The 20,055-nt window shown below is 61.4% G+C and carries 15 protein-coding genes; all 15 read right to left on the reverse strand.

What is annotated here, in order from left to right:
- Positions 1–32: 32 nt before the first annotated feature.
- The 15 genes from pseI to HKK52_RS12385 all read right to left on the reverse strand — a co-directional run bounded on the left by pseI (position 33) and on the right by HKK52_RS12385 (position 20,031).
- Positions 33–1,085: a pseudaminic acid synthase gene (gene pseI, locus HKK52_RS12315; protein ID WP_169371037.1), complete on the reverse strand. Its 1,053-nt coding sequence runs from the start codon at positions 1,083–1,085 to the stop codon at positions 33–35.
- On the reverse strand, positions 1,078–2,583 hold the full coding sequence (gene pseG / locus HKK52_RS12320) for a UDP-2,4-diacetamido-2,4,6-trideoxy-beta-L-altropyranose hydrolase (protein ID WP_169371038.1): 1,506 nt from the start codon (positions 2,581–2,583) through the stop codon (positions 1,078–1,080). The genes pseI and pseG overlap by 8 nt, the downstream gene beginning before the upstream one ends.
- Complete coding sequence (gene pseF, locus HKK52_RS12325; RefSeq protein WP_169371039.1) at positions 2,580–3,278, reverse strand: pseudaminic acid cytidylyltransferase; 699 nt, start codon at positions 3,276–3,278, stop codon at positions 2,580–2,582. Before pseF ends, pseG begins: the two co-directional genes overlap by 4 nt.
- Entirely contained in the window at positions 3,275–3,895 is a 621-nt protein-coding gene (locus tag HKK52_RS12330) for a pseudaminic acid biosynthesis-associated methylase (RefSeq protein WP_169371040.1), read from the reverse strand. Before HKK52_RS12330 ends, pseF begins: the two co-directional genes overlap by 4 nt.
- A gap of 59 nt (positions 3,896–3,954) precedes the next feature.
- Positions 3,955–5,112 (reverse strand): UDP-4-amino-4,6-dideoxy-N-acetyl-beta-L-altrosamine transaminase, encoded by a 1,158-nt coding sequence (pseC, locus tag HKK52_RS12335; RefSeq protein ID WP_169371041.1) that lies wholly within the window; start codon positions 5,110–5,112, stop codon positions 3,955–3,957.
- Entirely contained in the window at positions 5,109–6,110 is a 1,002-nt protein-coding gene (gene pseB, locus HKK52_RS12340) for a UDP-N-acetylglucosamine 4,6-dehydratase (inverting) (RefSeq protein ID WP_169371042.1), read from the reverse strand. Before pseB ends, pseC begins: the two co-directional genes overlap by 4 nt.
- A 30-nt stretch (positions 6,111–6,140) precedes the next feature.
- Entirely contained in the window at positions 6,141–9,056 is a 2,916-nt protein-coding gene (locus HKK52_RS12345; RefSeq protein ID WP_169371043.1) for a glycosyltransferase family 2 protein, read from the reverse strand.
- A 55-nt stretch (positions 9,057–9,111) separates the two neighbouring features.
- Complete coding sequence (locus HKK52_RS12350; protein WP_169371044.1) at positions 9,112–9,849, reverse strand: cephalosporin hydroxylase family protein; 738 nt, start codon at positions 9,847–9,849, stop codon at positions 9,112–9,114.
- Positions 9,850–9,866: 17 nt separating this feature from the next.
- Entirely contained in the window at positions 9,867–10,937 is a 1,071-nt protein-coding gene (locus HKK52_RS12355) for a class I SAM-dependent methyltransferase (protein WP_169371045.1), read from the reverse strand.
- On the reverse strand, positions 10,927–11,784 hold the full coding sequence (locus HKK52_RS12360; protein ID WP_169371046.1) for an NAD-dependent epimerase/dehydratase family protein: 858 nt from the start codon (positions 11,782–11,784) through the stop codon (positions 10,927–10,929). Before HKK52_RS12360 ends, HKK52_RS12355 begins: the two co-directional genes overlap by 11 nt.
- A gap of 11 nt (positions 11,785–11,795) precedes the next feature.
- Complete coding sequence (gene rfbC / locus HKK52_RS12365; protein ID WP_169371047.1) at positions 11,796–12,356, reverse strand: dTDP-4-dehydrorhamnose 3,5-epimerase; 561 nt, start codon at positions 12,354–12,356, stop codon at positions 11,796–11,798.
- Positions 12,353–13,435 carry a CDP-glucose 4,6-dehydratase gene (gene rfbG / locus HKK52_RS12370; protein ID WP_169371048.1) on the reverse strand — a complete coding sequence of 361 codons (1,083 nt, stop codon included), beginning with the start codon at positions 13,433–13,435 and terminating at the stop codon, positions 12,353–12,355. Before rfbG ends, rfbC begins: the two co-directional genes overlap by 4 nt.
- Positions 13,417–14,190 (reverse strand): glucose-1-phosphate cytidylyltransferase, encoded by a 774-nt coding sequence (rfbF, locus tag HKK52_RS12375; RefSeq protein WP_169371049.1) that lies wholly within the window; start codon positions 14,188–14,190, stop codon positions 13,417–13,419. The genes rfbG and rfbF overlap by 19 nt, the downstream gene beginning before the upstream one ends.
- A gap of 310 nt (positions 14,191–14,500) precedes the next feature.
- Entirely contained in the window at positions 14,501–16,300 is a 1,800-nt protein-coding gene (locus HKK52_RS12380) for a calcium-binding protein (RefSeq protein ID WP_169371050.1), read from the reverse strand.
- A gap of 134 nt (positions 16,301–16,434) precedes the next feature.
- Positions 16,435–20,031, reverse strand: coding sequence for a glycosyltransferase (locus tag HKK52_RS12385; protein ID WP_169371051.1), 3,597 nt, complete (start codon positions 20,029–20,031; stop codon positions 16,435–16,437).
- Positions 20,032–20,055 lie beyond the last annotated feature (24 nt).

The raw sequence follows: 20,055 nt of genomic DNA on the forward strand, positions 1-20,055 counted from the left end.
CACGCTATTTTGCCGAATCAGCCCGACAAGGGTTATTCGACCAAGGACCAGTCCAGCGCCGTTCCGCGCTTGATCGCCTGGCGAGCGCGGCGACCGAGCAGGGTTTCAGCGTGTTTGGGCGCCAGCCCCAGCCCCGGGCGAATGGCCCGCAGATTGGCGGCGGTGAAGGGTTCACCGGCGGCCATGTCCTGGGTGACGTACAGCGAGCGCCGGTACACCAGCGACTTGCGCTCGGCCTCGGTCACGCCGTAATGCACGTGCCCCATGGCCTGCCAGGCGCGCTCGGTTTCGATCACCAGGCTGGCCAGCTCTGCCGGTTCCAGGGAGAAACTGGCGTCCACCCCACCGGCGGCGCGGTCGAGGGTGAAGTGTTTTTCCACCACCGTCGCCCCGAGTGCCACTGCCGCGACGGACGCACCGACGCCCATGGAGTGATCGGACAACCCGACCTCACAACCAAACAATTCCCGCAGATGGGGAATGGTTCGCACATTGCTGTTGGCCGGGGTCGCCGGGTAGGTGCTGGTGCACTTGAGCAGCACCAGATCCGTGCAACCGGCCTCCCGCGCGGCGCGCACGGTTTCGTCGAGTTCGGCGATGCTGGCCATGCCGGTGGAGATGATCAACGGCTTGCCGGTGGCGGCGACCCGCCGGATCAGCGGCAGGTCGGTGTTTTCGAAACTGGCGATCTTGTAGGCCGGCACGTCGAGGCTTTCGAGGAAGTCCACCGCCGTGTCGTCGAACGGCGTCGAGAACGCGAGCATGCCCAACTCCTTGGCGCGGGCGAAAATCGGCGCGTGCCATTCCCACGGCGTATGGGCCTTTTCGTACAACGCGTACAACGACGTGCCAGTCCACAGGCTGTTGGGGTCCTTGATGAAGAACTCGCCTTCATCGAGGTCCAGGGTCATGGTCTCGGCGGTGTAGGTTTGCAGCTTCAAGGCGTGGGCGCCGGCCTTGGCGGCGGCCTCGACGATTTGCAGCGCCACGTCCAGCGACTGGTTATGGTTGCCGCTCATCTCGGCAATGATGAACGGCGGTGCGTCGGCACCGATCCAACGGTCGCCCATCTTGAAACTAGTCATTTACGTGATCCTTCAATACGCGGGTGAACGCGCAAGTACTCTGGGTGAAACCGGCTTCGCGAAACAGGCTCAGCGACGGCTGGTTGGCAGGCAAGACTTGCGCGGTGATGCTTTGCAGTTGCGGCCAGCAGGCCTTCACGAAGGCTTCGCCCCGCGCCAGTAGCGCCCTGCCCCAGCCGAGGCCGAAACGGCCATCGAACAGATAAATCGAGACTTCGGCGCTTAACCCGTGAAGGTCGTAACGCAACGCCCCGACCGGACCATCGCCGGCCTCGGCGATCAGCAGCAAGCGCTGTTCGTTGTTCAGACTCGCCGCCAGCCAGGCCTGGTGTGACGGCCAATCGATAATGCGGCTGTCCAGCGACCAGCGCCGAACCGCTTCGGCATTGCGCCCTTCGAACAACAACCGCGCATCGTCCACGGTCGCCGCGCGCACCGGCAACACCGCACCGACCAGCGCTGCCGCCACTCGCTGCGCACCACGGCCATCGACCAGCTGCCGGGAACGCTCGGCCAGGCTCTGGCGCAACCCCTGATTGCCCGCGACAAATCCGATGGCCTGGCGCAGTTGCTCGACGCTGACCTGCTCCCGCGCGCCAAGGAACACATGGGCGCCCGCAGTGGCCATGACCTCGCCGTTGGCCTGCTGGTTATTCGATACGGCAATGCAAATCGTCGGCAGCCCCATGGCGGCGCGCTCCCAACTGGTGCCGCCACCGGCACCGACAAACAGATCGGCCTCGGTCATCAACCGGTAAAAGTCGCTGACAAAACGGTGCAGACGCCAGTGCGGACGATCAGCCGCCAATGCGTGCATCGCCTCCCAGGCCGGGTTGTCGGCACCGGCGACAAAGTCGACTTCCAGCGCAGTGAATTCCAGCAGCGCCAACATGGCGTGATGGGTCTGCATCGCCGCGTCGAAGCCGCCGAAGTTCACCAGTACGCGTTTGGCCTGGGGCCTGATTTCAATCGGCGGGCAGCAGAACTCATCGCGCAGCATGGCAAAGCGTGGACCGAGCAGGGTCCGGCAATCGGCGCTGACCAGCCCGGCATAGGCCTCGGCGGTACCGGACAGATTCTGGTTGAGCAGCAAATCAATGTCGTAGGTCCGGGTCGCCAGATCATCCACCGCCGCGATCCGTGGCGCCCAGCGACGGGCCGCGGTCTGCCAGTGATGATCGAGGCCGTAGTGGTCGACGATGATCCAGTCGAAGGCCGGTTGCTGTTCCAGTGCCTGGTCTAAAGCGGCAATGTCCGCCTGCCATGGCAACAGGGATTCGATGGCCTGCTGCGGGTCCTCATCGGGATAGCGATCCGGCAGGCCGAAGGTTTCAAAACCCTCGGCGGCGAGACTGTCGAGCCGATGGCCCGGCAATTGGCGACAGGCAAACGCGACGTGCACGCCCTGGCGGCGCAACACCCTGGCCAGGGTCAGGCAGCGAGCGATATGGCCGCTGCCGATGGTCGGCGAAGCGTCGGCGCGGATCAGCACTCTCATTGCAACTCACCACCGGCCTTCAATGCGGCATATAGATACTCGGCACGCGTCCAGTCTTCAGGCGTATCGATGTCCTGCACCAGATAACGCGGCAGGATCACCGGCAGGCTTTGGGTTGAATACAACACCTCGCCACGCAACCAGGCGTCACTGCGGCCCCAATAGAATTGCCCGGCATCCTGATAGGCCGGTGGCAGGTCTTGCGAACGCGTCTGGCTGAACTGCGGGTACAACGCGGTCAATGCGCCGTGATCGTCAAGGGTCAAGGCACGCTGCACCGGGAAGCCGAAATCACAGACCGAGAACGCGAAGGACTTGTCGGGATGCTGTTCCAGCAGATTCAAGCCCTGTTGCAGAAACCGGGTTTGCAGCAGCGGTGCCGTGGCGTAGAGACAACAGGCGAACGCAAAATCCTGCTCCAGCGCTTGCAGCGCATGGGCAATCACCGCCGCCGTGCCGGTGAAATCATCCGCCAATGCCGCCGGCCGCATAAACGGCACCTGGGCACCACAGGCTCGGGCCAGTCCGGCGATTTCTTCATCATCAGTGCTGACCACCACTTGGGCGAACAGCCCCGAATCGAGGGCGGTTTTAATCGAACGGGCAATCATCGGCACGCCGTCGAACGGCTTGAGGTTCTTGCGCGGTATGCGTTTGCTGCCACCACGGGCCGGGATGATTGCGACGTTGCTCAAGGGCGTTTTTCCAGAAGGAACCAGGTGATGTCGTCCACCGGGAATTGCGGGTCGCGGTGGTAACCGAAACCGTAATCCAGCAGTTGCAGGTCAGCATAACGATCGAGCATTTCACCGGCAAAATCACGTTTGAACAACTTGCCGCTGTTGCCGCGATAGGACACCTCTACCGGTGCCGGGTTGTAGTACTCGGCGATCAGGATGTAACGCTGGCTCAGTTCATAAAGCTGCGTGTACGCCGCGGGCAACAGCTCCGGTGCCAGATGAATCAGCACGCCTTTGCTCAAGGTCAGGTCGAAGCGGCGCTCGCAAGGATAATCGAACAGCGAGCCGTGCCAGATCTGCGCAATGTCCAGCGCCCGGGCCTGGGCGCAGGCGCTGGCATTGATCTCCACGCCGAACAATTCGCACCGGGGCAACAGCTGCCGCAGCGCCTGCAAATTGTTGCCGGCATTGGTGCCCAGCTCCATCAGGCTTTCGATGCGCGCGGCCCGGGTCAGCGCCTTGGCAAACAACGCCAGGTTGGCAGCGACCAGGGGTTGCCCGATGTTGCGATCGACGTACCGATTACCGAAATCGCCCTGCCAGAATTGTTCCTGCTCAGTCAGTTCACGCATTGCACATTCCCATTCGCTCAACACTCAGGCCTGGTGCAGCTCCAACCAGGCCAAGGTATTTATTCGGTCAGCCGTCGCAGTTGCTCGACCACGTAGTCCTGCTGTTCATCGCTGAGCAACGGAAACAGCGGCAGGCTGATGGCTTCGGCGTAGTAACGCTCGGCCTGCGGGTAGTCGCCTTCGGCAAACCCCAGATCGCGGTAGTACGGCTGTAAATGCACCGGGATGTAATGCAGGTTCACACCGACCCCGGCCACGCGCAACCCTTCAAATACTTGTCGATGACTGAGGGTGATGCGATCCAGCTGCAAGCGCACCACATACAGATGCCACGCCGATTCAGCTTCAGGCTGAGGGCTGGGCAAGGTCAGCGGCAGGTACGCCAGCAAGCGGTCGTAGCGCGCCGCCAGTTCACGCCGACGCTCGATGAAGTCGTCCAGTTTGTTCAACTGTGACAGGCCGAGGGCCGCTTGCAGATCGGTGATGCGGTAGTTGAAACCCAGTTCAATCTGCTGGTAGTACCAGGGACCGTGGCTGGGTTCGGTCATCTGCGCCGGATCACGGGTCATGCCGTGGCTGCGCAAGCGTTGCAGGCGCTCGGCGAGGTCCTGGCGATTGGTCAGCACCATGCCACCTTCGGCGCTGGTGATGATTTTCACCGGATGGAAGCTGAACACGGTCATCGCCGCGAAATCACCGCAGCCCACCGGTCGCCCGGCATAGGACGCGCCAACCGCGTGGGAGGCGTCTTCAATGACCGTAAAGCCGTAACGCTCGGCCAGTTCGGCGATCATGCGCATGTCGCAGCTCTGCCCCGAGAACGCCACCGCCACCAGCACTTTGGGCAGTGTGCCGTTATCCTCCGCAGCTTCCAGCTTGGCTTTCAGGGCATAGGCATCGAGGTTCCAGGTCAACGGGTCGATGTCGACGAAGTCCACCTCGGCACCACAATAACGACCGCAATTGGCCGAGGCCAAAAAGGTATTGGGCGTGGTCCACAACCGCTCGCCCGGCCCAAGCCCTGCCGCCAGGCAAGCGATGTGCAACGCCGCCGTGGCGTTACACACCGCCACCGCGAAATCGGCTTGGCAACGTTGCGCCATGGCCTGCTCGAAACGCTCGATGGTCGGCCCCTGGGTCAGCCAGTCGGACTGCAACACGGCGACCACCGCGTCGATGTCGCTCTGATCCAGGCTCTGCCGACCATAGGGAATCATGCCGGCAGCTCCGCGTGCAGCTCGGCGATCTGGCCAACCGAGAGGTAGTGCGGATTGGTGTCGGAGCGGTACTCGAAATCTTCACTCACCGGTTTGCCCCGCTCGCCGAGTTTGTCCACGGCAAAATCCACGTCGACGCTGGTGAAGCGGATCGACGGCTGGATGGTGTAGTGATCGGCGAATTCCAGGGTCATGCGCGCATCGTCCAGCGGCACCATCAGCTCATGGAGTTTTTCACCCGGACGAATGCCGACGTGTTTGTGCGGTAAGTGTTCGGCCATGCCCAGCGCCAGATCGACGATGCGAATCGACGGGATCTTCGGCACGAACACTTCACCGCCGTGCATCCGGGCAAAGCTGTCGAGCACGAACTGCACGCCGTGATCGAGGGTGATCCAGAAGCGTGTCATGCGCTCGTCGGTGATCGGCAGTTCGGTGGCGCCTTCGTTGATCAGCTTGCTGAAGAACGGCACCACCGAGCCGCGCGAACCGGCGACGTTGCCGTAGCGCACCACGGCAAAGCGGGTCTGCTGTTCGCCGGCAATGTTGTTGGCGGCGACGAACAGTTTGTCCGACAGCAGCTTGGTCGCCCCGTACAGGTTGATCGGGCTGGCCGCCTTGTCGGTGGACAGCGCGACCACTTGCTTGACGCCGTTATCGATGGCCGCGGCAATGATGTTTTCCGCGCCGTTGACGTTGGTGCGGATGCATTCGGTCGGGTTGTACTCGGCGGCCGGCACTTGCTTGAGGGCCGCGGCATGCACCACGTAATCGATGCCGCGCATGGCCTGGCGCAACCGCTCGGCATCGCGCACATCACCGAGGAAGTAACGCATGCAAGGGGCGTTGAACGTCTGCTGCATCTCGTATTGCTTGAGCTCGTCGCGGGAGAACACCACCACGCGCTTGGGCTGGTATTGCTCCAGCAAGCGGCGGATGAAATTGCGCCCGAACGAACCGGTGCCGCCCGAGATGAAAATCGATTTACCGTTGAACATGCCTTGAGTCCTTGTACCTGTGAGCCAGGTTTATGCGAGCAACTGCGCCCAGTCCACCGGGGTGCTTTCAGCCAGTACAAAGCCCTTGCCGGTCAGCGCCAGGTTGGCGTTGTAGGCCGGGTCCTGAGCGAAGACGGCGGACCACTTTTCACGCAAGGCGTCGAGCACCTGCGCGCCCTGTGGCACTGCACCGGGATGAACGACCTGGACCAGCGGCGTCCACACGGTGAGGTAACCGGCCTGGCCGGCCTTGAGGCACAGGTCGACGTCGCTCAAGCCTTCGGCAAACGTGGTTTCATCCAGGCCGCCCAGGGCGTCGAACAGTTCTTTGCGCACCATCAGGCACGCCTTCGACACCGCCGAGTAGTTCTGCTCCACCGCCAACCGATGCAGGTAGCCGGCAGCGTCTTGTTTTTCACCGACAAAAGCCGAACCGACACCGCCGTTCATACCCAGAATCAGGCCGGCTTGCGTGACCTTGCCAGCGCGATCTACCAGTTTGGCACCGACGATGCCCACTTCCGGACGCTGGGCATGGTTGAGCAGCGATTCGATCCAGTTCGGATTGACCACTTCACTGTCGACCCCCAGCAGTACCAGGTATTCGCCCTTCGCCTGCTGGCTGGTCGCGTTGTACAAGGCGATCTCGCTCAGCGACTGATCGGCGAACAGTGCGCGGATCTTCGAGTTGTTCAACGAACCCAGCAAATCGTTGACGACTGACGATTGACCCGGGTTTACCGCGACCAACAGTTCGTAGCGGGTGTAGCGCGTCTTGAGCACCACGCTTTCCAGGCAGCGCAGCAGCGCGGGCACATCGTCGCCGGCCGGTACGATGATCGAGACCAGCGGACGCTCGGTGTGACGGTAATCGATCTGGTAGGTGCCAGGCACCGGCGAAACGATCTTGGCCTTGTAGCCGCGGTTGCCCAGGTGGCGCGACAACGCCAGGCGCTCATCGGGGTTTTCTTCCGGCACCGGCGCCTGGGCGATCAGCAACGGTTCATCCAGGTGGGCCAAGCCGCTCAGGCCGCCCTGCTCGATGATGCGCAGCAACAGGTCGAACTCCAGGGCCTTGCTGAAATCGGGCTGATAACCGCCCACCTCGAGCAGTACTTCCCGGCGGATCAGCCAGTGCCGCGCCATCAAGGCTGGCACGCTTTGCAGCAGGTCAAGGTTGAAGCCCGGGCGGAACACATCCACCAGAGCACCTTCGGCGGTACGCTGGATTTCATCGGTGGCGACGGCGCGAATGTCGGTGGCCGACATCAATTCCAGGCTGGCGCGCAACAGACCACCGGCGGTGAACTCATCACCGGCCTCGGCCAGCAACAGCCAGTCACCGGTCGATTGACGGACGCTCAGGTTGAGTTTGTCGACAAAGTTGCTTTGTGTGACCCGGACGAAGTGCAGCGTGTTTTGCGCCGTGGTTGCCGCCGGTGGTTCACCGGTGGTGAGCACGACGATTTTGAACGCCTTGCCGTGACCTTCGACCAGACTGTCGAGCGTGACCTGCACCTTGTCGATGTCGTTGTCCAGGTCGAGCAAAAAGATCCCGAACTGCGGACCGCCATCATGGGCCGCCAGATGCTGGGCAATCGCCTGGGCCTGTTGTGCCTCAGGCTGGCGAGGCGCCAACCAGTTGAGCAGACGGCCCGACGTCATCTTGTCGAACGTCGGGTGATGGTCGTCGACCGATACCGCCTCAAGGCGCGCAATCCAGTCACGCATCGCCAGTGCCTCTTCGTCCTCGCCCAGCAGTTCCAGTTGCGCCGCCAGGCGCTTGACCACGGTACGGTTGAAGGCATTGGCGTCGTGGGCCTGCCACAGGCGATCGACCACACTTTCCGCGGTGTCGTTGTTGCGAGCCCGCAGCAGATGTTCCTGACGCGCCCAGACACCTTCCAGGCCTTGGAGCTGAACGCGCCCGGCCGGCATGGCGTGCAGCATGAATTCAAACTGGGTCAGGCGGTCGAAAAACGCCTGGTTGTAGAACGGCATTTCCACGTACTGCAACGGGCCGAAACGACGGACCGGCGCCTTTGCGGCCTGGCTCCAGGTGGACTGGATAATCAGCTCCGCCGTCAGCGCCCGGCCGGTTTGCAGGCTGTCGACCATGGCCTCGAAGCTTTCCAGGGCGAACGCTTTGCCCTGCTGCGGATCAAGGTCCTTGATGCCGGTGGGCAAGGCAGCGAGGAATTCGGCAAATGCTTCACGCTCGGCCACCGATTTGGCATCGGTGTAGGTCAGCGAGTGGTACACCTCGGTGTTGTGGTCGGAGACGCCATAGTTGATCTCGCGCACCACGTAGGCTATCGGCAGAATCCGCGCCTTGGCGCTCGCCAACAGGAAGTACACGTGGCCGATTTCCTGCCATTCGAAACTGGTGCCCGGCGGCAATGCCGAATGCCAGGCTTTCATAATGTCGGTGCGGGTCACGGCGTAGAACGGTGGCAGGTACTGCTTCATGTAATCCAGCACCCGGTCCTGGGCGCGCTCGGACGAATAGTCCTCGCAGACCTTTTTGTCACGACGGTAGTAACTCACGCCACCGGCAAGGGTCAGGTACATCAGGCAATAGCCGTGGCACATGCCGTAGTCGGGGTTCGCTTCGAGGAAACCGACCGAGTCGAACAGCGCATCGTGCAGGATGAAGTCATCGTCCGCCGCCAGCACCATGTACGGCGTGGTCAACCGTTCGACACCATAGGCCAGCTTGGCCTGCATTCCCCAATAGGCGAATTGCGGCACGTGATGATAATCGACCGCGGAAAAATCGCCGTCGGGCCGCTCCGGAGTGGAGTCCAGCACCAGGACTTTGCAAGGCAAGGTGCTGTAATACTTCAACGCACGGCGCAAAAACGCCGGCCGGTTGTGGGTAATCAGCACCACCGTCAACAGCTCATTGAGTGGCAACGTGTGTTCAGAACTGTACTCGCCTTGCATAACCTCTCCCCACAACCGGCATATCGCCCAAATAACGCTTTGTTGATGTCGCGACTTAACGAACCCGACGCAGGTAGCCGTCCGGTGCCACGGTAATCAGCAGTTTGTTGTGCATCTGCTGATCGATCTCGAAGTCCTGGTTCTCTTCCAGGTATTTCCACACGGCGGTTTTCGGGTTGTCGCCCGGGCCCCATGGACGGTCCGGGAAGAAGTCGGCCGGCATGTCTTCCACCACGGTGTCCATCACCACGCAGTAGCTGTCGACGGAAACCAGGGGTGCGTAGAGACGCAGCTCTTCCAGCACGTGATCGTGGGTGTGGTTGGAATCGAGCACCAGGATGACTTTCTTGCCTTCGGCCGCGGCGCGAACCTGGGCGGCGATCGCCGGGTCGATGCTCGAACCCTCGATCATCTTGATGCGCTTGCTCATCGGGTGGCTTTCGATGGCTTCGCGGTTGTGCGGACGGATGTCCAGGTCAATGCCCAGGACTTCGCCGTGGCCTTGCAGCTCCAGCAGGGATGCGTAGTAGATGATCGAACCGCCGTGGGCGATGCCGCACTCGATCACCAGGTCTGGCTTGACGTTCCAGATGATCTCTTGCATCGCCATCATGTCTTGCGGCAACTGGATGATCGGACGGCCCATCCACGAGAAGTGGTAGCTGTACTTGTGCCTGGCCGATTCGTTGAAGAAATCCCGGGCCAATTGGGTGACTTTCTGGTCATCGGCCTGACGGGCGATTTCGGCCTGGCATTCGGCTTCGAAGGCTTTATGGATGGTGTTGTCAGTCATTTTATAAGTCTCAATAGTCACTGGAACGAAGCGCTGTCTACGGCGTGATAGACGTAGCGTCCACCGGTCATCCGCTTGATTTCTTCGAGGTAGTTGGAGTTCATCACAAACAGGTTGGCGCCCTCGGGCAGACCGTCCAGGGCCTCTTGCGGAGAGGACACACGCACCCCGCTCAGCGGCAGGTAACGCCCCTGCTTGGAGGGATTGATGTCGACCACATGCTCGACGGTCACACCGGCGCGCTGCAGGAAGAGCGAATAGATCACCCCTTTGGACGAGGCGCCCCAGATGCCTGCGGCCTGACTGCCGCTGGCCTGAATGATCTGCACCGCGCGACCGATGCTGGCGGTGAAGTTGTCCGCGAGCGTGAGCAGACGCGGCGACTCGACCGGGGTGCGGCGCAAGGTCGAGAGGTCGGCGACGATGTACAGGTACTGACCGCCAAACAGGTGCCCGGCCTCGTGCACCGTACCGAACAGCCCGCGCAAGTCTGCGAGACGGAAGTAGTTCACATGCTCGTAGAACACGTCGAACCAGGCGTTGTGCTCGACGATCCAGTCGAAGCACGGCACCTCGATGTAAATCTGCCCGCCCTGGTTGGCACTGGCGATGTCGGCCAGGAAACTCACCGGGTCGCTGATGTGTTCCAGAACGTGACGCAAGACAATCGCGTCGGCATTCAGCCCCAACTCTTGAGTGAAAGGCGCCTTGATGACTTCGGCGTTATCACCTTCGTAGGAAGGGTCAATACCCGTGATGGCATAACCCAGCCCGCGCAACATCTCGAGGAAATAGCCTTTGCCGCAACCGACTTCAATCAGGCTTTGGCCTTTGAAATGATGAGCGAGGATGGCCTCGACATCATTCAAGTGCTGCTGGAACTGCACCGAGTGGGCCTGTTCGTTTTGGTAGTCGGCGTCGTAGCTGAGTTTGCTGGCGTCGAACGCCTGGTTGAAGATCAGCCCGCTCTGGCTGTCCTGCACCAGCACGATATCGGCGCTGCCCGACGCCTGGGCCTGTTCGGCGCTGGCAAACGTACGGTTCTGCAAAACCGGCAGCCCGCTCACTCGATATAGCTCACGCTGCATGTTCTTCTCCTGCCAGTTGCGAAATCCGCTGGGCCACGCCCCAGAACGCCATGGGTTCATGGGCGGAGTAACCGTAGTGCCCCAGATTCAGGGCGATGGACGCTTGACGCTGACGCACATGCTGTTCAACCAGTGCCCTGACGGACACCGGTTGCCCGCTGCAGCAATTGATGACGCCCGCGACATCGCGACGGCCGATGAGCGCCGCCAGCAAGCCGGCGGCCTGGCTGATTTCCAGGTAGTCACGTAACTGGTCGCCCGCCGACATGTTGAACTGCGGATCACCGGCGTCGATGGCCCGGTCGAGGCTGGCCAACAGACTGTTGGGGTTCTGCCCCTCGCCGTGCAGATAAAACAGTCGAGCCCATTGCAAGGTGAATGGACGCTCACGCTGCAAGGCTTCGAGAAACAGCCGCAAGGTGTGTTTGGCCAAGCCATAGGGGGTGTTGGGTTGCGCGGCCACCGCCTCACTCAGCGGACCACTTTGCAGCCCGTACTCGAAGCAGGTGCCGGTGACCAGCACCTGGCTGACGCCCGCCTCGATCACACGCTTGAGAAAGGTGTAATCCAGCGGCAAGTTGCGCTCGAAATGGAACAGCGCCTGATAGTTCGGCAAGCCGGTCCAGGCCAGGTGGGCGATGACGTCGATCCCCTCGGCCAACGCCGCCACATCCAGGTCCGGGTCCTGGATATCCGCCGCGACGAATTCCACATCGTTAAACCATGGCAACACACGGGCGGCTTCGAGGTTGCGTGAAACCGCGCGCACCTTGAAACCCTTGGCGAGCAACGCGCTGACCAGATGCCGGCCGACGAAGCCAGTGGCCCCCGTGACCAACACGTTCATCGCGCGGGCCGTCACAGCTCGACACCGCGGAACGTCTCGTCCAGCAGCGGATGACTGGCATCCTTGGCCGACAAGTTCTTGACGGGCAGCGGCCAGGGAATAGCCAGCGCGGGATCGTTGACCGACAGGCCGGCTTCATGGGCCGGTGCGTAGTCCGCATCCGTGAGATAGAGCACTTCCGAGTCTTCGGTCAAGGATTGAAAACCATGCGCGAAGCCCGCCGGGATCAACAGGCTGCGCCCGTCGTCGGCGCGCAGTTCTTCAGCGTGCCAGTGCAAATAGGTAGGCGACTGCGGACGCAGATCAACCACCACATCCCAGACCGCACCGCGCACACAGGTAATCAATTTGGACTCTGCAAACCCGGCTTTTTGATAGTGCATACCGCGAACGCTGCCTTGCTCGGCGGTACGCGAATGGTTGATCTGGCGAATCGCGAACGGCCGGCCCTGGGACGTCAAACTGGTCTGGCAAAACAAACGGGCAAACCGGCCGCGATCATCACAGAACACTTTCTGCTTGATCAGAAACAACCCTTCCAGCTTCAGCGCCTGGAGTGTGAGCTCGCTCATGACCGATCCTTGTAGAGATTCAATTGATTCAGGGTGACCGCGCGCATGTCCTCGCCATTTTTCCAGGCCAGGTGCCAGTCCAGCGTCTGTTCAAGGCACTGGCGCAGTGACCAACTGGCGCGCCAGCCCAGCAATTGCTGCGCACGGCTGCTGTCCAGGCGCAACAGGCCGGCCTCATGCATGTCGCTGGTTTCTAGGCGCACGCCCGGTGCCTGTGGCCAACGACTGGCCAGGCGCGCGACCACTTCCCCGACTGTGCACATATCGGCTTCACCGGGACCGAAGTTCCAGGCGCCAGCGAACACCGGCCCCTGGTTATATAAGCGCTCAGCCAGCAGCAGGTAACCGGCCAACGGCTCCAGCGCGTGCTGCCACGGCCGTACCGCTTGCGGGTAGCGCAAGGTAACGGGCTCGTTTGCCGACCAGGCCTTGAGCACATCCGGGATCAGCCGCTCCGGTGCGAAGTCACCGCCGCCCAGCACATTGCCGGCACGCGCGGTCGCCAGGGCCAGCCCATGTTCGTCATAACGATCAGCCGCAAAGAACGAAGCGGCGTAGGACTGCGCCAGCAATTCGCAGCAGGCCTTGCTGCTGCTGTAAGGATCATGACCGCCGAGGGCTTCGTCTTCGCGGTACGGCCACAGCCATTCCTTGTTGGCGTAGACCTTGTCGGTGGTCACCAGCACACAGGCACGAACACTGCCGACCTGGCGAATCGCTTCGAGCAGGTTGAGGGTGCCCATGACATTGCTGGAGTACGTGCCCAGCGGGTCACGATAACCTTCGCGCACCAATGGCTGGGCGGCCAGGTGCAAGACGATCTCTGGCTCGGTGTCGGCGATCACCTCAAGCAAGGCGCCCAGGTCACGCAGGTCGCCCCGTTGATCGTTGATGCCTTCGTGTACCCGCGCCAGCTCAAACAGGCTCGGCTCGGTGGACGGATCAAGGGAAAACCCGCTGACCTCGGCACCGAGGCTTTGCAGCCACAGGGTCAGCCAACTGCCCTTGAAACCGGTGTGGCCGGTGACCAGAACCCGCTTGCCACGCCAGAACTCCGGGCTCAATCCCATTGCTTCCATGGGGCCTCCCCGCTCTGCCACAACGCCTCAAGGTGATTTTTGTCACGCAGAGTGTCCATCGGGTGCCAGAAGCCGTCGTGCTGGAAGGCCTGCAATTGTTCTTCACTCGCCAGCGCCGTCAGCGGTTCGGCTTCCCATGAGGTGTGATCGCCCGTGATGTAGGGCAAAACCTTGGGCGAAAGCACAAAGAAGCCGCCATTGATCCAGCCACCGTCGCCGCGAGGCTTCTCGGTGAAGCCCAATACCGTGTCGCCGTTGCGCTCCAGGGCCCCGTAGCGTCCGGGTGGCTGGACCGCCGTGACGGTGGCCAGTTTGCCGTGGGCCAGGTGGAAATCCACCAGAGCGCCGATATTCAGGTCCGAGACGCCGTCGCCGTAGGTGAAACAGAACGCCTGTTCATCCTCCAGGTAGCGCGATGCACGACGCAAACGCCCGCCGGTCATGGTTTCTTCACCGGTATCGATCAGCGTGACGCGCCATGGCTCGCTGTAGTTCTGATGAACATCCATGCGGTTGTTGCGCATGTCGAAGGTGACGTCGGAGGTGTGCAGGAAATAGTTGGCGAAGAAGTCCTTGATCGCGTAGCCCTTGTAGCCAAGGCAGATCACGAAATCGTGGATTCCGTGCGCGGAGTACTGCTTCATGATGTGCCAGAGAATTGGCTTGCCGCCGATCTCGATCATCGGCTTGGGCTTGAGGTGCGACTCTTCGCTGATTCGCGTGCCCAGACCACCCGCCAAAATAACTGCCTTCATCCTCTTCCCCTCTTGTTCGTCACAGGGCCCGGCCAAGCTGTATCAAGCTTTTGCCGGCCTTCTGGATAAAACGCTCAACGCCGCTGTACGCACTGCCCGCTACGGCGCAAGTGCTCGTTTTATGGCGATATGGAGGGGGACTTGCAGGAAACGCGCCAGCTCTGTGAGCCAGAAAAACGCGAGAAGATACCTCAGAGCCTGGCTGAAACGAAAAAAGGGAACCCGATCAGTCATGACCGGATTCCCCTCTCGGTATCGCCTGAACAGCCTTCAGATGCACAAGGCACTGAAGGCTGATGGCCGAGGATGTTTAGCCAAACATGCTGAACGCATCCGCGTTAACCGGCAGGACGTCGCCATTGGCCGCCTGGAAGTTCTCGATGGTGTTGGAGCCTGCATACCAGTCCTGCAGTTTCACACCATGGTCAGGCACTTCGGCCTGGCTATCCAGGCGACTGTAGAGAAATAGATCATCGCCTACTCGCAGGAGATTCAGGTCGGTGGCGCTGGCGACGTTGTTCAGTACCAGTGTGTCGCCCGTGACATTGCTGCGGCCATTATCAAGGATTGTCACCAGGCTGCTGGTGTTGATGATGTAAGTGTCGTCACCGTCACCCCCCTCGAAGGTGACGCCGCCGATGGACGTGGTGAACGTGTCGGCCCCGAACGAACCGATGACTTTTTCCACATGGGTCAAGGCGTCAGCGCCGGTACCTGGCTCGCGAAGGTTGATGTTCAGCGCATCGCTGGACCAGGAATAATCCACGGTATCGAAACCGGCCCCGCCATCGATGCCGATCTGCAGGTCAATCGCCCGGAAATGGTCGTCATAGTTCGAGCCAAGCACCCGCTCGATACCAGTGTAGGTATCCCCCGCCGCAGCGCCGGTGCTCAGTTGCCCGGCTATCAGGTCGACCGTTAAACCTTCGGTACTGTCGGCATAGCTCGCGGTGTCCAGACCAGCGCCGCCGATCAAGTGGTCGGCGCCTTCGCCGCCCGACAGCACGTCGTTACCCGCGCCGCCGGTGAGGGTGTTGTCGCCGGCATTGCCATGACCGGTGAACGAGCCCTTACCGGTATAGGTCAGTGACTCGATGTTGGCGTCCATGGTGTAGGTAGCCAGGCCGGTGCGAATTTCGTCGATGCCCGACCCGAAACCCTGCTCGGAAATCGTGACGCCGGGGGTGTTGATCACGTAGGTGTCACCCCATATGGTGCCGATGACGTGCTCGATGTTTTTCAGCGTAACGCCTTCGGCGTCGCCGCCAATGCCAGGCTTGCCCGTGCCGTTACGGATATCGAGGGTGATGCCCTGTTCCGACATCGAGTAATCCACCGTGTCGAAACCTCCGGCACCGTCCAGCGCCTTGAAAGCGCCACCGGCCATGATCACGTCGTCGTGATTCGAGCCACGGATCGCTTCGATATCGCTGAAGGTGTCGCCGGTGGCGATACCGGAGGTGTAAGCGCCGTACTTCAGATCAAGGGTCAGGCCCTCGGCGCTGTCGGTGTAGCTCGCGGTGTCCCACCCTGCACCACCGATCAACTGGTCGGCACCGCCGCCACCGAGCAACACATCATTGCCCGCACCGCCAGTGATCACGTTATCGCTGGCATTGCCGAACCCGGTGAATTTGCCGGTGCCGGTGTAGGTCAGGCGTTCGATGTTGGCATCCAGGGTGTAGCGGCTCTGGTTGGTCAGTACCTGGTCGTCATAGCCGCCGGCCCAACCGCTCTCTTCAATGATGTTCGTGCCGCCGGCATTCACGATGTAGGTGTCGTTGCCCCGTCCGCCTTCAAGGGTCCGGCCGGCCAGCGTGGTGGTGAAGGTGTCATCGTAATCACTGCCAATGACCTTCTCGATATTCTTCAGCGTATCGCCTTGGGCATCGCCGCCGATACCGGGCAGGCTGACGCCGCTGCGCAGGTCGATGTTGATGCCCGCCGACGACCAGGCGTAATCCGCCGTATCGAACCCGGCGCCACCGTCGAGCATGTCCGCGCCGGCACCGCCGATCAGTACATCATCGCCGCGCAGTCCATTGATGACGTCATCCTCACGCGTCCCTATCAGCGTATCCGTGCCGTTTGTACCGTTAATAACTGCCATGTTTTCTTCCTTGCCTTGGTGTGAAAAAACCAAATCCTTGGGCAACTATCGACCGCTGAAAACCAAAGCTTGAACCCGCAGGCAAAAAAAAGGCGACCCAGGGTCGCCTTCTTTTCAGGAACGGATTGGAACGATCAGTCTTCCAGCCAGCCGTTCTCCCAGTAACGCAGATTGTCGCCACGCAACACGTAGTCGCGCAGGACGATTTCACGCAATTGGTCGCCCATGCGGTAGCTGGCGTCCGGGTCGGCCAGGTGCATGCGGATCGCTTGCAGCCACTCATCCGTGGAGTTGGTCTTGACCCGTGTGCACGGCAGATACCCGCGATAGGCTTCGGTGTCGGAACAGATCACCGGGAAACCACAGGCACCGTACTCCAGCAGGCGCAGGTTGCTCTTGCAGTCGTTGAAGATGTGGAACTCCAGCGGCGCCAGGGCCAGGTCGAGGTTCAGGCTGGCCAGTTTCGCCGGGTAGTTATCCAGCGGGATCACGCCATGGAACTCATGCATGTACGGCAGCAAATCGTCCGGGCACATACCGAAGAACACCCAGTCGACCTCATTGGCCAGTTCGCGGACCACGTCCGCAATCACCGCCAGATCCCCGTGGTGACTGGTGCCGCCGCCCCAGCCGACCCGAGGTTTCTTCGAGGTTCGGCGCTGGCTGCGCATATCGCTCCACAGGTGTTTGGCCAACATGTTCGGCACCACGCGAATGTCGTGATGCATGTCCGACAAGGCGTTCGCCAGCGGTTCGGTCGACACCACGACGCGATCGCACATCGCGATGGCGCGCCGTACCAGACGCTCCATTTCATCCCTGTTCGGCATGTTGCGGATATGCGCATTGCGATGGGGAACGTCGATGACATAGTCATCCAGTTCGTAGATCCGCCGGGCGTTGGAGAACATTTGCAGCGGCGCCACTTCATTGATCGAGCCTTCGGAGTAGCGCCCCTGCAGGATGATAACGTCCGGTGACTGACGCTCGATTTCAATGATCGTCGGCATGTTGTAGTGAATGCGGCCCTCGGCCCTGCCCGCCTCTTCCAGCTCGATCATCGGTTGTGTCACACGGTAGTGACCGATGGCCGAGGCATTGAGCGGCAAGGCGAGCACATTCGGCAGCTGCGCCTTGGAAAACGGATTCCATCCGGTGCGCAGGCCGGGTTCAAGGCTGAAGCTCGAACCGCCGACACCGTGCAACGAAAGATTGACGTTGTAGGCCGGATCACGGGCGACGATCGGCAACCAGCGTTTGTAGAACACGTCCTGTTCCTGGCCACGCAACACCTGTTCACTCTCTTGTGCCACGGCGGCCGGGCGCGCGCCCAGCGCCAGTCGGGCAAAGGGTGTCCAGACGATCAGGTAGCCGTCCTGGCCGATTCGCAGGCACAGGTCCACTTCGTTGAGCGTCAGGGCGAGGTTTTGCTCATCCAGTCCGCCCACCGCTTCAAACACCGCCTTGCGGACCATCAGGCAATCGCCGCCGACCGCACTCAAGTCATGGGCGACCTGCAACCGGAACATATACCCCGCGGCCTGCAGGGATTCACCGTAAAACGGTACGCCGGCCGGCCCTTGCAAGCCCAGGATCAGCCCCGCGTGCAATACACACCCATCCGGGTTGAACAGTTTGGCACCGACCACGCCGACTTCCGGGCGCTGGGCGTGATTGAGCATTTCGTCCAGCCAGTCGCCCTGAGTGATCACGGCGAAGGGATTGAGCATCAGGACGTAGTCGCCCCTGGCCTGCCCTACGGCGAAATTACGCACCGCCGCGGCATTCCCCTGTTGCGGATAAGTCAGTACACGAATTCGCTCGCTGCACAACTGCGCCATGCCGGCCAGCCAGGCAAGCGCTTCGGCGCTCTCGCTGCCGTTATCGACCAACAACAGTTCGTACTCGGTGTAGACGGTCTTTTCCAGCAAGGTTTCTACGCAGCGCTGCAAGGCGAGGTGCTGATCCTTGGTGACGATGATGATCGACACCAGCGGCCGGTTTTCATGGTGATAATCGACACGGTTGAGCAGGTCGGAGCTGCCGCTGCGGATGTCATGGGCGATGCCCAGGCGTTGCAGATGCGCCTCCAGCAACCGGGGATTGTTTTCCACCACTTCAGGTTGGGACAGCCACTTGGCCAGATCGAACGCCGACTCCAGCAACACCTCTGCAATATGCCCGACCACTTGCGGACCGTCATTCTCGACCATGCGCCAGAGCACATCGTGAGGGGCCAGTTCGGCGAACTCAGGATCGAATCCGCCCAGCGCCAGGAAACGCTCACGCTCAAAAGCCAGGGCTCGCCCGACATACGGGTAGCTGCGCATCAGGTCCAGGTTGAAGTCAGGTTTGAATGCAGGTTCCGCCGACTCTCCCTGACGCAAGCTGCCTTCGTCGCTGTACAGGCACGTCAGCGAACGCGAGAGCGCAATCCGGTCGGCCATGGCCAGCAAGGCTGGCGCCACCAGTCGATCACCGGCACGCAGCAAGTAAAACCAGTCGGCACCGTCCAGTTGCGGCAGCAGTTCGTTGATCTGCGCCAGGCTGTCATCTTGCAGGGGCAAGCGGAACACCCGCTCATCCAGCTCAGCCTCGGTGCATGAGGCGGACAGCACCAGGGTCAATTCAGGCGCGTAGTCTTGCGCCGCCAGCGACTGCAAGGTCAGTTCCAGTGCCGAGCGGCTGCCCTGCTCATCGATGATGATCGGCACAATCTTGGGCGTACGCGGCCAGCTCGCCAGAGTGTCCGGCAGCAGTTTGCGTTGCCCTTCGGTCAGGGCACGACACGCCAGCCATTGCGCGTAAAGGTCGGCAAAGCTGACGCTGTCAATGCCGACGCGCCATGCCAGGTTGCTCTGCTTGGTGCCCAAGGTCCGGCTCAAGGGCAACTCTTCCCAGACCCGCGGCGATTCGTCTGCCCGGACCAAGGGCATATAGCGAATCCAGCCAGGCGCCGGCGCGGACTCGCCGTTACGCGCCTTGAGCATCTGCGTGACCCATTCGCGCTCGGTTTCAACCGCATCTTTGATCGACTGCTGGGCGCTCAAGCGCTCCGGATACAGACGCTCGACGCTGAGCACATTGTTGGACATCACCAGATTGCCGCGGCGCAGCAGGCACACATACAGAGCAAAATCGAGGGTCGCCACGAAGCAATGACCCGGCTGGGTCAGGGCTGGCAACAACTCCACCACGTCGGCGCGTCGGAACAGGGCATTGCTGAGGCCGCCGAGGATATTGACCGGGAAGCGCTCGAAAATCCCCAGCAGGTCATCGCCCTTGAACAAACCGCTCACCGGAGACAGCGAAGTGTTTTCCAGGCGCTCCGGCAAGATCATGTCGTCAGCGTCCCAGAACAAACGCTGGGCCAGTACCAGGCTCACCTCTTCACGCGACATCAACTCATGCGCCTGCTGCTCGATGCACGCGGCAAACAGATGATCGTCATCGCACAGAAACTTGATGAACTCACCCTGCGCTTCTGCCAGACAAGCCTGCAGGTTCCCGACCATCCCCAGGGTCCGCGGATTACGCACGTAGTGCACGGCAACACCGGTTCGTTCCGATACGGAATTGACCGCCTCTTCGATTTCAGTGCCACGGCTGTCGTCGCAAACAATGATTTCGAGATTGCCATAGCTCTGAGTCACGGCACTGTGCAACGCCCGACTGAAAAAGCGCGGATTGAAGGCAGGAATGACAAGGCTGACAAGAGGGAGTGAATTCACGGCGGACTCGCAGGCGGCGCGAGC

The sequence above is a fragment of the Pseudomonas sp. ADAK2 genome, assembly GCF_012935755.1.
Classification (GTDB): Bacteria; Pseudomonadota; Gammaproteobacteria; order Pseudomonadales; family Pseudomonadaceae; genus Aquipseudomonas.